The 13,549-nt window shown below is 51.8% G+C and carries 12 protein-coding genes; 3 read left to right on the top strand and 9 right to left on the bottom strand.

Features of this window, described 5'->3' with window-relative positions; all coding sequences use genetic code 11:
- Nucleotides 1-21: 21 nt before the first annotated feature.
- A complete protein-coding gene (gene decR / locus RYZ59_RS04120; RefSeq protein WP_170974431.1) occupies nt 22-480 on the bottom strand; it encodes a DNA-binding transcriptional regulator DecR in 459 nt (152 codons plus the stop codon).
- 112 nt (nt 481-592) lie between these two features.
- Between decR and RYZ59_RS04115 the strand changes: the two genes are divergently transcribed.
- Complete coding sequence (locus RYZ59_RS04115; RefSeq protein WP_318044823.1) at nt 593-1,648, top strand: PLP-dependent cysteine synthase family protein; 1,056 nt, start codon at nt 593-595, stop codon at nt 1,646-1,648.
- A gap of 51 nt (nt 1,649-1,699) precedes the next feature.
- On the opposite strand, the gene cof is transcribed toward RYZ59_RS04115, so the two are convergent.
- On the bottom strand, nt 1,700-2,518 hold the full coding sequence (cof, locus tag RYZ59_RS04110) for an HMP-PP phosphatase (RefSeq protein WP_318044825.1): 819 nt from the start codon (nt 2,516-2,518) through the stop codon (nt 1,700-1,702).
- A 144-nt stretch (nt 2,519-2,662) separates the two neighbouring features.
- Between cof and RYZ59_RS04105 the strand changes: the two genes are divergently transcribed.
- Together RYZ59_RS04105 and queC are read left to right on the top strand one after the other, a co-directional pair.
- Nucleotides 2,663-4,363 carry an SgrR family transcriptional regulator gene (locus RYZ59_RS04105; RefSeq protein ID WP_318044828.1) on the top strand — a complete coding sequence of 567 codons (1,701 nt, stop codon included), beginning with the start codon at nt 2,663-2,665 and terminating at the stop codon, nt 4,361-4,363.
- A gap of 65 nt (nt 4,364-4,428) precedes the next feature.
- On the top strand, nt 4,429-5,124 hold the full coding sequence (gene queC, locus RYZ59_RS04100) for a 7-cyano-7-deazaguanine synthase QueC (protein WP_137384626.1): 696 nt from the start codon (nt 4,429-4,431) through the stop codon (nt 5,122-5,124).
- A 52-nt stretch (nt 5,125-5,176) separates the two neighbouring features.
- On the opposite strand, the gene RYZ59_RS04095 is transcribed toward queC, so the two are convergent.
- From RYZ59_RS04095 to clpP, 7 genes are all read right to left on the bottom strand, one after another.
- Complete coding sequence (locus RYZ59_RS04095) at nt 5,177-5,575, bottom strand: YbgC/FadM family acyl-CoA thioesterase (protein WP_005125170.1); 399 nt, start codon at nt 5,573-5,575, stop codon at nt 5,177-5,179.
- 106 nt (nt 5,576-5,681) lie between these two features.
- Nucleotides 5,682-6,056 carry a helix-hairpin-helix domain-containing protein gene (locus tag RYZ59_RS04090; RefSeq protein ID WP_318044833.1) on the bottom strand — a complete coding sequence of 125 codons (375 nt, stop codon included), beginning with the start codon at nt 6,054-6,056 and terminating at the stop codon, nt 5,682-5,684.
- Nucleotides 6,057-6,203: 147 nt separating this feature from the next.
- On the bottom strand, nt 6,204-8,078 hold the full coding sequence (gene ppiD / locus RYZ59_RS04085; protein ID WP_318044835.1) for a peptidylprolyl isomerase: 1,875 nt from the start codon (nt 8,076-8,078) through the stop codon (nt 6,204-6,206).
- A gap of 268 nt (nt 8,079-8,346) precedes the next feature.
- Entirely contained in the window at nt 8,347-8,637 is a 291-nt protein-coding gene (gene hupB, locus RYZ59_RS04080; RefSeq protein ID WP_219352570.1) for a nucleoid-associated protein HU-beta, read from the bottom strand.
- Nucleotides 8,638-8,827: 190 nt separating this feature from the next.
- Nucleotides 8,828-11,182, bottom strand: a complete 2,355-nt coding sequence (gene lon / locus RYZ59_RS04075; protein ID WP_003831014.1) for an endopeptidase La — start codon at nt 11,180-11,182, stop codon at nt 8,828-8,830.
- 184 nt (nt 11,183-11,366) lie between these two features.
- Nucleotides 11,367-12,641, bottom strand: a complete 1,275-nt coding sequence (clpX, locus tag RYZ59_RS04070; RefSeq protein WP_318044837.1) for an ATP-dependent protease ATP-binding subunit ClpX — start codon at nt 12,639-12,641, stop codon at nt 11,367-11,369.
- A gap of 126 nt (nt 12,642-12,767) precedes the next feature.
- Nucleotides 12,768-13,391, bottom strand: coding sequence for an ATP-dependent Clp endopeptidase proteolytic subunit ClpP (gene clpP, locus RYZ59_RS04065; protein ID WP_003021624.1), 624 nt, complete (start codon nt 13,389-13,391; stop codon nt 12,768-12,770).
- Between the last annotated feature and the right edge of the window lie 158 nt (nt 13,392-13,549).

Here is a 13,549-nt window from a genome sequence, read left to right as displayed (position 1 = left end):
CGGCAATGACCACCGGGAGAGTTATTCAATAGGTAGAGCAGTCGTGTATTTAATCTGTTCCATCGCAAAACTGGAGGTAACATCAGACAGGCCCGGTACGCTATTCACCAGACGTTTATAGAAATCATCATAGCGTTTCATATCAGCAACTTGCACCCGCATCAGGTAGTCGTACTCCCCAGCCATTCGCCAGAAACCCAGTACCTCTGGCATCCCGCTCACTTCGGTGACAAAGCGGCAATACCATTCGCTGCTGTGATGCTGGGTTTTAATCAGCACAAACGCGGTTAAGCCCAGCCCCAGTTTTTCTGGATCCAGAAGAGCAACCTTGCCCAGCAGAATGCCGTCATCCTCAAGCCGCTTGAGTCGTTTCCAGCAGGGGGTGGTCGTCAGATTAACGGCATCGGCTAGCGCCTGCAAAGAAAGGGTGCAGTCTTGTTGTAGTAGGCCAAGCAGCTTACGGTCAATTTTGTCTAACATATCCACTCCACAGAGAAGAATTTTCTCCTTACATTCTATTTTAAAGGCTAAATGGCAACAATTTTTTCCGTGCTTTTCGCTATTCTGGGCACAAAATAACAAATGGATATTAATGATGAATAGCTCCTGGGTTAAAAACGCCATCAATGAAATTAATGCGGATTACCAGCGTTCTGCCGATACGCATCTTATTCGCCTGTCGCTTCCGGCGTTTCCGGGTATTCAGCTCTATTTGAAAGATGAGAGCACGCATCCAACCGGTAGCCTGAAACATCGCCTGGCACGTTCACTGTTTCTCTACGGACTGTGTAATGGCTGGATTAAAGAAGGCACCACGATTATCGAATCGTCATCCGGTTCAACGGCGGTCTCTGAGGCCTATTTCGCCCGTCTGCTTGGACTGCCGTTTATTGCCGTTATGCCTTCCTGTACGGCAAAACGAAAAATTGAACAGATTGAATTCTATGGCGGTCGTTGCCACTTCGTGGAAAGCGCCTGTGAAATCTATGCAGCTTCTGAACAGCTGGCACATGAACTGAACGGGCATTATATGGACCAGTTCACCTACGCTGAACGCGCGACTGACTGGCGTGGTAACAACAATATTGCCGACAGTATCTTCCGCCAGATGCAGTGTGAGCCACACCCCGTGCCTCGCCATATCGTGATGAGCGCAGGAACCGGTGGTACATCCGCAACCATTGGCCGTTATATTCGCTGTCAGGGTTACGACACTCAACTGATGGTAGTGGACCCGGAGAACTCGGTCTTTCTGCCTTACTGGCAGGATCGCGATGCGTCGTTACGTAGCCCGGTCGGCAGCAAAATTGAAGGCATTGGCCGCCCACGCGTAGAGCCTTCTTTCATTCCTGATGTGGTTGATGAAATGTTGCGCGTTCCGGATGCCGCAAGCGTGGCCACCGCGCACTGGCTGGAGACGCAGCTAGGCCGTAAAGTGGGCGCCTCAACCGGAACCAACATGTGGGGAGCGTTACAACTTGCCGCTCGGATGCGCGATGCAGGAGAAACGGGGTCGCTGGTTACGTTGCTGTGCGACAGCGGCGAACGCTATCTGGAAACCTATTACAACCCGCAATGGGTCGAGGCACACATCGGTGATTTAACGCCATCGAAAGCAGAACTTACCCGCCTGCTGAACACCCATTAATCGGTCAAAAAAAAGCCAGACGCTAAGGTCTGGCTTGCTGGAAGGGATCTCTCATTCGGGGGAATAAGGTAGATTTGGATTGTCCAGCCAATGCGTCAAAAAGTGTGATACCGCCTGATTGCGGCAATGCCCAATCACCGATAAATGAGGCAGCGCAGCAATCAGTTGCGGCATCGCGTTCCCCATAATCAGACCACGCCCAACCCGGCCCAACATTTCACGATCGTTCATGGCGTCGCCAAACGCCATGCAGTCAGCCATGGAATAACCCAAGTGCTCGCTTAGCACTGCCAGTGCAGAGCCTTTGTTACAGCCCAGCGGCAGCACTTCAAGGCAATCAACCGCAGAAAAACAGAGATTTGCCTGCTCGCCCAGCGCGTCATTCAACTGAATACGCAGGCGAACCAAATCGTCATGATCGCCACAGAAGCAGATTTTTGTGACCTGATGAGCAGGAATACGCTTCACATCCACTATCTGATAATGAAATCCGCTGTACACATGCGCTTGCAACAGTGACGGAATCTCTTGCCCGGTGAACCAGCCGTTGTCATTAAAAACATGCATGCTGGCCTGCGTTTCCCACCGTTGGTGCAATACGATATCGGCAACCGAGGGAGCCAGATCCTGACGATGCAATACATCACCTTCCAGCGAGTGAATACGCGTCCCGTTACCGGTGATTAAAAAGGCGTCCAGCGAGATCGAGCCCAAAATATGGCGCATCTCCAGCACATGACGACCGGTCGCAAACGTCAGCGTGATATCTCGTTCACGCAGGCGTGCCAGCGTCGAAAGGGTTTCATCACCTAAGTGGTGATTCGGCATCAAAAGGGTGCCATCCATATCAAATGCAGCCAGACGAGCCATTTCTTTCTCCACACTGTGACGCGGTTAACTTGTGATTCAGTATCTCCTGAGATATACGGAAGTAATAGTGAATAGATAATATAAATTGTTCCGGGTTTTTCTGCGCAAAAACCGTTAACGGGCATCCTGAAGGATAAAGTATCAATGCGTTTGCTTAATCGCCTGAACCAGTATCAACGCCTGTGGCAGCCTTCGAACGGAGAGCCGCAGTCAGTCACCGTCGGGGAACTGGCCGAACGTTGTTTTTGCAGCGAGCGCCACGTGCGAACCCTGCTAAAGCAAGCGCAGGATGCTGGCTGGCTGGAGTGGCACGCTCAGTCCGGACGCGGGAAACGCGGAGCATTACGTTTTTTGGTCACTCCGGACTCGCTGCGCAACACGATGATGGAGCAGGCACTGCAAAAGGGTGAGCAGCTCAGCGTACTGGAACTGGCTCAACTGGCCCCCGGGGAATTAAGAACCCTTCTGCAGCCGTTTATGGGCGGGCAATGGCAAAATGATACGCCAACCCTGCGTATCCCCTATTATCGCCAGCTCGAACCTTTGCATCCTGGATTCCTGCCCGGCCGTGCAGAGCAGCACCTTGCCGGACAGGTATTCTCTGGCCTGACACGTTTTGACAGTCACACGCAACGCCCCTGCGGCGATTTATCCCACCACTGGAATATCTCTGCTGACGGTCTGCGCTGGGATTTCTATATTCGTTCCACCCTGTACTGGCATAACGGCGATGCGGTCAGCAGCACACAGCTACATCAACAGCTATTGAAGCTGTTAGCGCTACCCACGCTGAATAAGCTGTTTATCAGCGTAAAACGCATTGAGGTGACGCATCCCCAGTGCCTGACCTTTATTCTGCATCGCCCCGATTTCTGGCTGGCGCATCGTCTGGCAAGCTACAGCAGTCACCTGGCGCATCCGGACCATCCGTTTGTGGGTACCGGCCCGTTCCGGTTGACGCTGTTTACCCCTGAGCTGGTGCGCATCGAGAGTCACGATCACTACCACCTAAGTCATCCGCTATTGAAAGCCATTGAATATTGGATAACCCCGCAGCTTTTCTCCCAGGACTTGGGCACCAGCTGTCGCCATCCGGTACAAATTGCGATAGGTAAACCAGAGGAACTTCCCATGCTAAGCCAGGTGAGTAGCGGGATCAGCCTCGGTTTTTGCTATCTCACGCTCAGAAAAAGTGCGCGACTGAATACACAGCAGGCCCGTCGACTGGTCAATATTATCCACCGCTCTTCGCTGCTACAGACGCTGGAGGTGGATGAAAACCTCATTACCCCCAGCAATGCCCTGCTGCCAGGATGGACGATCCCACAATGGGATGCGCTGGACGAGGTGGCGTTGCCGAAAAAACTGACGCTGGCCTATCATCTGCCGGTAGAACTGCATGCAATGGCGGAACAGCTTCGCCAGGCACTGGCCAAACTGGGTTGTGAATTAACGCTTATTTTTCATAATGCTAAAAACTGGGATGGCGATCATCCTTTAGCCGAGGCCGATCTGATGATGGGAGACAGGCTGATTGGTGAAGCCCCCGAGTATACCCTCGAACAGTGGTTGCGTTGCGATCAGCTATGGTCACACGTTCTGAATGCCCCCGCATATACTCATCTGCAGACCACGCTGGATGCTTTGCAAATTCAGGCCGATGAGGACGATCGTCATGCGGCTTTACAGCAGGTTTTTGCAACGTTAATGCATGACGCCACGCTTACGCCGCTGTTTAATTATCACTATCGAATTAGCGCTCCACCGGGCGTAAATGGCGTACGTTTGAATCCGCGTGGCTGGTTTGAGTTCACCGAGGCCTGGCTACCGCCGCCTTCAGCGTGAAGAAGCTGGTCGGCGACGCGCCCAGGCGCTACCATAAGCGCTTTCGTTATTTGTCAGGAAAAGCCATGAAACGTGCCGTTGTTGTCTTTAGTGGAGGCCAGGACTCCACGACCTGTCTGGCGCAAGCGCTACATCAGTATGATGAAGTGCACTGCGTGACCTTTGATTATGGTCAGCGTCATCGCGCTGAAATTGACGTCGCACGTGATCTGGCCTTAAAACTCGGCGCCCGTGCGCACAAAGTTCTCGACGTGACGCTGCTCAGCGAACTGGCTGTCAGCAGCCTGACCCGCGACAATATCCCGGTCCCCGATTATGAACCGGACACAAACGGTATCCCGAATACTTTTGTGCCAGGTCGTAACATTCTGTTCTTAACGCTGGCTGCAATTTACGCTTACCAGGTACAGGCAGAGGCGGTCATTACCGGCGTTTGCGAAACCGATTTCTCTGGTTATCCGGACTGTCGTGACGAGTTTGTCAAAGCCCTGAATCATGCCGTCAGTCTGGGAATGGCAAAAGACATCCGTTTCGAAACCCCATTGATGTGGATTGATAAAGCCGAAACCTGGGCGTTAGCCGACTACTGGGGCAAGCTAGACCTGGTGCGTGAAGAGACGCTAACCTGCTATAACGGGATCAAGGGCAATGGTTGCGGCCATTGTGCTGCCTGTAATCTGCGAGCCAATGGTCTGAACCATTATCTGGCGGATAAGCCGGCGGTGATGGCGGCGATGAAGCAGAAAACCGGCTTAAAGTGATTGTATTGCCGGATGGCGCTTTGCTTATCCGGCCTACATGTACTCAATGCCACTACTGCACCATCTGCTCCAGTTTCTCGCGTAATTCCCCTTCCAGCGGCAGCGCTTTCTGCGTTTTCAAATCAATACAGACGAAAGTAATCAACGCATCAGCCACTACCTGTCCCTCTGGCTCCAGAGTGATGGTCTGGTTTAATACGCCGCTTTTGCCATTTAGCTGTTGGACCTGACTGGTTATGGTCAGCAGATCGCTCAGCACGGCAGGACGGCGGTAGTTGATATTGATGTTAACCACCACAAACGCGATGTGGTGTGCAGTCATCCATTGAAAACTGTCACTGTTTTCCAGACCATCCCAGCGGGCTTCTTCCAGAAACTCCAGATAGCGGGCATTGTTTACGTGCTGATAGACATCAAGATGAAAACCACGAACTTTGATTTGTGTTTGCATAGCGCTGGCGCCTTACGTTGTTTTTATAGGAACAGACTTCAGGGTAAAGAGGCCATAACTGGTATGACCTCTACAGTCTGGCAAACTTTCAGCGCTCTGCAAGTTATTAAAGTGTTAAAACTGCCAGGTTACGCTCAACCAGCGAACTGCCCATGCCCGGTACCTGCTTTAAGTCCTCCACCGTTTTGAACGGTCCGTACTCCTCACGATAGCTGACAATCGCCTGTGCTTTTTTCAACCCAACCCCATTCATCACTCGCGCCAAATCCTCCGCTGAGGCGCTGTTGATGCTTACCCTGGTGCCTTCATCATCGCCCGCCTTTGTCGCTGGCGTGGCTTTGCTGTGTGTACTTCCTGAGGCATCCGCTTTGGTCTGAACCGCCTGACTTTTGACGGCAGGTTCCGCTGCAAGTGCAGTTTGAGCCATACCGGCGCAGGTCAATGAAAAGGTGATAAGCAGGGCTTTAATTCCATGTTTCATACTGTTTTGCTCCTTGTTAGTTAACAGTGGAGCCACGATAGCGGGGGGATAAACGTCAGACAAATGGCAATTTTCAGAAATGGAAAAGGCCGCGAAAGCGGCCTTTGGTAGATACAACTTTTTGCAATTATTTGCGAGCAGACTCGGTTATTGCTGCTGTTCCAGCGCGTCACCGACTTTAATTTTTGCCGCTTTACGCAGGTTGCTCATCAGTGCTTCGAAAACAATCTGCGCGTTGTTCTGAGTAATCCCCTGAACCATCGCTTTTTTCTGTGCTTCTGGCATAGAGCCTGCTTTTACTTCGTCCAGCGCCAGCAATACAACGTTACCCTGCATATCGTTCGCAACACCGTAGCTCGGCTTGTCTTTCGCAGGCAGGCTCAGGCCAAAGGCCGCCTGACTCAACGGGTCCTGCCCGGTACGGCTCAGCGTTTTCGCTTCGCCAAAGCGCAGACCCGCCGCTTTCAGCGCTTCATCGCCTTTACCGGCTTTCAGATCGGCCAGCAGTTTATCCGCATCCAGTTTCGCCTGCTGCTCAGCTTTATTGTGCTTAACGAGCGCGGTAACCTGCTCTTTCACTTCCGCTAACGGCTTAACTGCTTCTGCTTTGTGTTCGCTAATTCGCAGCACAAACGCACGATCGCCGTCCACGGTGATGATGTCGGAGTTACTGCCCGGCGTACCGTTCTCGCCAATCAGAGCACCATTGAAAATGATGTCAGCGACAGGTTTGAAATTCAGTTCTTCCGGCAAGCTGTCACGGCTAAACCAGGCCGTTTCAACCGCTTTCATCCCTGCAGCCTGCTCCGCACCCGCCAGAGATTCGTTATCATTGCTGGCGGCATCGCTGACTTTCTGCTGCAACGCATAGTAGGCATCCAGCGCTTTTTCCTGCTTCACTTTCGCCGCAATGTCGTCACGCGCTTCGCTCAGCGGTTTAACCTGCGCAGGCTGTACGTCGTCAAGACGCGCCACGAGGAAGCCAACAGAAGACTTAATCACGCCTGACAGCTGGCCTTTTTCTTTCAGACCGGCATTTTTCAGCTCATCTGGGGTGGTGGAGTCTTCCAGCCAACCCATATCACCGCCGTTACGGGCAGAGATGATATCAGCAGATTTTTCTTTCGCCAGAGTCGCAAAATCACCGCCTTTGTTGAGCGCATCAAGCACCGCTTTTGCTTCATCTTCCGTTTTGGTCTGGATGATGCTGTAGCGGTTACGCTGCGGCTGAGTGAACTGATCCTGATGCTGGTCATAATAAGACTGAATATCAGCATCGCTGACGGTTTCCTGCATTGCTGCAGCGTCCAGCTTGATATAGCTCACACGGAACTGTTCCGGCGTCATAAAGTTGTTTTTATTCTGCTCGTAGTAGCTGGCAACTTCCTGCTCGGTAACAGACTGCTTCGCGGCCAGAGCGTTAACGTCAATTGTCGCCTCGCGCACGATACGCTGCTGTGCAACCAGTGCAGCCAGTTCGTCCGTTTCCCCCTTCAGCATGAAGTCGGTCCCGGCAACGCCGTTGATCAACTGTTGCGTGGTGAGCTGGTTACGCAATGCCTGAGCATACTGTTCTGCAGTCATTCCCATCTGATTCACAATCGCGTTGTAGCGGTTGTTATCAAATTTACCGTCAACCTGGAAAGCCGGTGTGGCGAAAATAGCCTGCTTAATCTGATCGTCGCTAATGTTGAGCTTAAGCTCACGGGAGTACTGATCCAGCAGCGCTTCGTCCACAAGACGATTCAGCACCTGCTGACGCAGCGTTTTCATATAACCTTCGTTCGCCGCCAGCTCAGAATATTGATCGCCCAGCTGTTGCTGCATGCGGTTACGTTCGCTGTTGAACGCATTCTCGAACTGCCCGCGGCTGATCTCCTGGCCATTCACTTTAGCGGCGTAGTTATTGCCCCCGCCAATCAGGTAACCACTCACGCCGGTCAAAATGAACGACACGATAATGATACCGAAAATAATCTTGAGCACGAGACTGTTAGCAGCCGTGCGTAAGCTGTCCATCATGGTGTAACCACACTCCGCTGTAGATGACTATACGCGTTATCCTTCAGGCCGCCTCCGCGTTGGTTACAACAACGGCGGCAAGGATTTTGAGTATATATGCTTCACGCAGCATAGCGTTTCCTGAACGCTGCGCACAAAGGCCTATTGTGACAAGAAACTGGGGCAATTGTCAGCCCACAACGCATAGAAAGTACCGGAATCAGAAATAAAAAAGGCACATCGGTTGATGCGCCCTTGTACTTAGTCACATCCCCAAAGGGGAAATCACTTAGTTTACCGCGTCTTTCAGTGCTTTACCTGCACGGAAGCCCGGTACTTTAGCCGCGGCGATGGTGATCTCTTTACCTGTTTGCGGGTTGCGACCAGTACGGGCAGCACGCTCTTTAACGGCAAAAGTACCAAAACCTACCAATGCTACGTCATCACCTTCTTTCAGGGATTCGGTAACAGAAGCAATAATTGCATCTAACGCACGTCCAGCCGCAGCTTTAGAGATATCAGCCCCTGCAGCAATTTTGTCGATCAGTTGAGATTTATTCACTCTTCTCTTCCTCTTTATAATATATATCGCACCAGAATCCTTCAAAGTGCGACCGCGCAGCAGTTATATCAGGCCTGCCATGCCCTTACAACACCCGATAATGATGGCAAGCCCAATCCGTTATCTAAATTAGCTATACAAAAAAAGGCTGGCAAGCCCGAAATGGCCTGCCAGCCCTGTTTTTATTAATGCTCTTTGCGCGAGGTCACTATTTTGCTGTCACAACCTGCATTCCAGAGGGTTCATTTTGCAACGCAAGAGTCAGAACTTCCTCAATACGTTTCACCGGGTGAATATTAAGATCGGCAATGACGTTGTCCGGAATCTCTTCCAGGTCACGTTTGTTTTCGTCTGGAATTAAGACCGTCTTAATGCCACCACGGTGTGCCGCCAGCAGTTTTTCTTTCAAACCACCGATAGGCAGAACCTGACCACGCAGGGTGATCTCGCCGGTCATCGCCACATCGGCACGAACTGGGTTACCGGTCAGACATGAAACCAGCGCGGTGCACATGGCAATACCCGCACTTGGGCCATCTTTTGGCGTCGCGCCTTCAGGTACGTGAACGTGGATGTCGCGTTTTTCGTAAAAGTCCGGGTTAATACCCAGTTTTTCCGCACGCGCACGCACCACGGTCAGCGCTGCCTGAATGGATTCCTGCATCACTTCGCCGAGCGATCCGGTGTAAGTCAGCTTACCTTTGCCCGGTACACAGGCGGTTTCAATGGTCAGCAGATCGCCGCCCACTTCCGTCCATGCCAGCCCCGTAACCTGACCGACGCGGTTTTCGTTATCCGCACGGCCATAGTCAAAGCGCTGCACACCCAGGTAGTCGTGCAGGTTATCGCCATTGATCTCGATGTGTTTCAGTGACTTATCGAGCAACAATTGCTTAACCGCTTTGCGGCACAGTTTGGAGATTTCACGCTCCAGACTACGCACGCCCGCTTCACGGGTGTAGTAACGAATGATGCCCACAATGGCGCTATCATCAACCGTCAGCTCGCCTTTTTTCAGCGCATTACGTTCAATCTGTTTCGGCAACAGGTGACGTTTAGCAATATTCAGCTTCTCGTCTTCGGTATAACCGGACAGACGGATCACTTCCATACGATCCAGCAACGGTGCCGGAATGTTCATGGAGTTCGACGTCGCAACGAACATGACGTCGCTGAGGTCGTAGTCCACTTCCAGGTAGTGATCGCTGAACGCCACGTTCTGCTCTGGATCCAATACCTCAAGCAGTGCTGATGCCGGATCGCCACGCATGTCAGAAGACATTTTGTCGATCTCATCAAGCAGGAACAGCGGGTTTTTAACGCCCACTTTGGCCATTTTCTGGATCAGTTTGCCCGGCATCGAACCGATATAGGTCCGGCGGTGACCACGAATTTCAGCCTCATCACGCACGCCGCCCAGCGCCATACGGATGTATTTACGCCCTGTCGCCTTCGCGATGGACTGACCCAGAGAGGTTTTACCCACCCCCGGCGGTCCAACCAGACACAGGATCGGTCCCTTGATTTTGTTCACACGGCTCTGGACCGCAAGATACTCAAGAATACGGTCTTTCACGCGCTCCAGACCATAATGGTCGGTATCGAGGATTTCCTGCGCCTGACGCAGGTCTTTTTTGACCTTGCTACGCGCATTCCACGGCACCTGTACCATCCAGTCGATGTAGCCACGCACGACCGTCGCTTCCGCCGACATCGGAGACATCATTTTCAGCTTCTGCAGCTCTGCTTCCGCTTTCTCTTTTGCCTCTTTCGGCATCTTCGCCGCGTCGATCTTACGTTTCAGCGCTTCGTTTTCATCCGGCGCATCGTCCATCTCGCCGAGCTCTTTCTGAATCGCTTTCATCTGCTCATTCAGATAGTACTCACGCTGGGATTTTTCCATCTGCTTTTTCACGCGGTTGCGAATGCGTTTCTCAACCTGTAGCAGATCGATTTCGGATTCCATCATTGCCATCAGATATTCCAGACGTTCGTTAACGTCGGACATCTCCAGCACGGACTGCTTATCCGCCAGCTTCAGCGGCATATGGGCAGCAATGGTATCCGCCAGACGTGCGGGATCGTCAATGCTGTTCAGCGACGTCAGCACTTCTGGTGGGATTTTTTTGTTTAGCTTGATATAGCCTTCGAACTGGCTGATAGCGGTACGTACCAGCACTTCCTGTTCGCGCTCATCAATAGCAGGCGAATCAAGGTACTCCGCTTTCGCAGAGAAATGCTCGCCGTTGTCTGACAACGCAGAAATACGCGCGCGCTGTAACCCCTCAACCAGCACTTTTACGGTGCCGTCAGGCAGTTTCAGCATCTGCAAAATAGAGGCCACGGTCCCGACGGTGAAAAGATCGTTTACACCCGGCTCATCCGTTGACGCTTCTTTCTGTGCGACCAGCATGATTTTTTTATCATGGTCCATAGCCGCTTCAAGACAACGGATAGATTTTTCCCGCCCTACAAATAAGGGTATGACCATGTGCGGATAAACCACCACATCGCGCAACGGCAATACGGGGATTTCAATGCGTTCAGAACGCTCAGGATTCATAGAGCTCTCTCTTAGTTTAGTTTCCGCCAGGTAATCAGGTGGTACGACTGTGCTTCATACCACCTTTAACATGTATGTCAGTATATGGGGATGTTTCCCACACATTCAACGCCATGTTTACGGAAAAATAAAAGGGGAGATAAAATCCCCCCTTTTTGGTTAAACGTCTGTATGAATTGATGAATTATTCGCCAGATGCCTGCTGTGCTTCCGGCTTACCGTAAATCAGCAACGGCTTGCTCTGGCCGCCAATCACAGACTCGTCGATCACCACTTTTTCAACGTCTTCCATAGAAGGAAGATCGTACATGGTGTCGAGTAGCGCGGCTTCGACGATAGAACGCAGACCACGCGCACCGGTTTTACGAATCATCGCTTTCCTGGCGATAGCATCCAGCGCTTCTTCGCGGAATTCCAGATCCACACCTTCAAGATTGAACAGCGCCTGATACTGCTTAGTCAGGGCGTTTTTCGGTTCTTTCAGGATTTGGATCAGCGCTTCTTCGCTCAGTTCGCTCAGCGTTGCCACAACGGGCAGACGACCGATGAACTCAGGAATCAGACCAAATTTGATCAGATCTTCCGGTTCAACCTGCGACAGCAGTTCACCTTCGCTGGCCTTATCGGACTGGGCTTTTACCGTCGCGCCAAAACCAATGCCGGAGCCGGTTTCAACACGGTTAGCAATCACCTTATCCAGACCGGCAAATGCACCGCCACAGATAAACAGAATCTTGGAGGTATCAACCTGCAAGAACTCCTGCTGCGGATGTTTGCGTCCACCCTGTGGCGGAACGGCGGCAACCGTACCTTCGATCAGTTTCAACAGCGCCTGCTGTACGCCTTCGCCGGAAACGTCACGCGTAATAGACGGATTGTCTGATTTACGCGAAATCTTGTCGATCTCGTCGATATAGACAATACCGCGCTGCGCTTTCTGCACGTCGTAATCGCACTTATGCAGCAGCTTCTGAATAATATTTTCAACATCTTCACCCACATAACCGGCTTCGGTCAGGGTGGTGGCATCGGCCATGGTGAACGGAACGTCCAGCAGACGCGCCAGCGTTTCAGCCAACAGCGTTTTACCAGAACCCGTCGGGCCAATCAGCAGGATGTTACTTTTGCCCAACTCGACGCCATTGCTGGTGTCGCCGTTGCGCAGACGTTTGTAATGGTTGTATACCGCGACCGCCAGCACTTTCTTCGCCTGTTCCTGACCAATAACGTAATCGTCCAGGTGGTTGCGAATTTCATGTGGCGTCGGCAGCGCACTGCGTTCACGGTGCGGTGCTACTTCCTTAATCTCTTCGCGAATGATGTCGTTACATAAATCAACACATTCGTCGCAGATATACACGGATGGTCCGGCAATCAGCTTACGCACTTCATGCTGGCTTTTGCCGCAAAAAGAGCAGTACAACAATTTGCCCGAGCCATCTTTGCGTTTATCTGTCATGGGTCAAAACCTCTTCTTTGTTCTTTGTGCCGCACACGACGACGCAAATGCCATTCTCAGGCGCAAGACGCTAGTCAGCGTTGTGCCGCTCCAGGTAATTATAGCGGCACACCTGCGCCCTGGGCATTAATTACGATGGGTCAAAATCGAGTCGACCAGACCGTACTCCACCGCTTCAGAAGCGGAGAGGAAGCGATCGCGCTCGGTATCACGTTCAATCTGCTCAAGAGATTGACCCGTATGATGCGCCATAAGTTCGTTCATGCGCCCTTTTACCTTCAGGATTTCACGGGCATGAATTTCAATATCCGTTGCCTGGCCCTGGTAACCGCCCAGAGGCTGGTGGATCATGACGCGAGAGTTAGGCAGGCAAAAACGTTTACCTTTCGCCCCGGCCGTCAGCAGGAACGCGCCCATTGAGGCCGCCTGGCCCATACAAATGGTGCTAACGTCCGGCTTAATAAACTGCATGGTGTCATAGATAGACATCCCTGCAGTAATCACGCCACCAGGGGAGTTAATATACAGGTAGATATCTTTTTCCGGGTTTTCTGCTTCCAGGAACAGCATCTGCGCCACAATCAGGTTAGCCATATGGTCTTCGACCTGGCCGGTCAGAAAAATGACGCGTTCCTTAAGTAGACGAGAATAGATATCAAAAGAGCGCTCACCACGCGAGGTCTGTTCAATGACCATCGGCACCAGCGCCATATGGGGTGCAAAGTTATCTCGTTCGCCGCTGTATGACATTTCCGTCTCCTGGATAAAATTTGAAAAAACCTGCTGTGCTGATTGTAACCTTATGGACGGATTATCAGCTAGTCCCTCTGTAATGGGTACGACATCGCCATAATTCAAGCATAACAATCTTTTGTTGTAACGCTAACACTGAAACGCTGTTTTCGCAC

The organism is Citrobacter sp. HN-141, from assembly GCF_033341895.1.
In the GTDB taxonomy this organism is placed as follows: domain Bacteria; phylum Pseudomonadota; class Gammaproteobacteria; order Enterobacterales; family Enterobacteriaceae; genus Citrobacter.
This window is presented reverse-complemented; position numbering and strand designations above follow the sequence as displayed.

Coding starts and splice junctions, on each gene's coding strand:
- decR (WP_170974431.1), bottom strand. CDS start 480: ATGTTAGACAAAATTGACCGTAAGCTGCTTGGCCTACTACAACAAGAC.
- RYZ59_RS04115 (WP_318044823.1), top strand. CDS start 593: ATGATGAATAGCTCCTGGGTTAAAAACGCCATCAATGAAATTAATGCG.
- cof (WP_318044825.1), bottom strand. CDS start 2,518: ATGGCTCGTCTGGCTGCATTTGATATGGATGGCACCCTTTTGATGCCG.
- RYZ59_RS04105 (WP_318044828.1), top strand. CDS start 2,663: ATGCGTTTGCTTAATCGCCTGAACCAGTATCAACGCCTGTGGCAGCCT.
- queC (WP_137384626.1), top strand. CDS start 4,429: ATGAAACGTGCCGTTGTTGTCTTTAGTGGAGGCCAGGACTCCACGACC.
- RYZ59_RS04095 (WP_005125170.1), bottom strand. CDS start 5,575: ATGCAAACACAAATCAAAGTTCGTGGTTTTCATCTTGATGTCTATCAG.
- RYZ59_RS04090 (WP_318044833.1), bottom strand. CDS start 6,056: ATGAAACATGGAATTAAAGCCCTGCTTATCACCTTTTCATTGACCTGC.
- ppiD (WP_318044835.1), bottom strand. CDS start 8,078: ATGATGGACAGCTTACGCACGGCTGCTAACAGTCTCGTGCTCAAGATT.
- lon (WP_003831014.1), bottom strand. CDS start 11,182: ATGAATCCTGAGCGTTCTGAACGCATTGAAATCCCCGTATTGCCGTTG.
- clpX (WP_318044837.1), bottom strand. CDS start 12,641: ATGACAGATAAACGCAAAGATGGCTCGGGCAAATTGTTGTACTGCTCT.
- clpP (WP_003021624.1), bottom strand. CDS start 13,391: ATGTCATACAGCGGCGAACGAGATAACTTTGCACCCCATATGGCGCTG.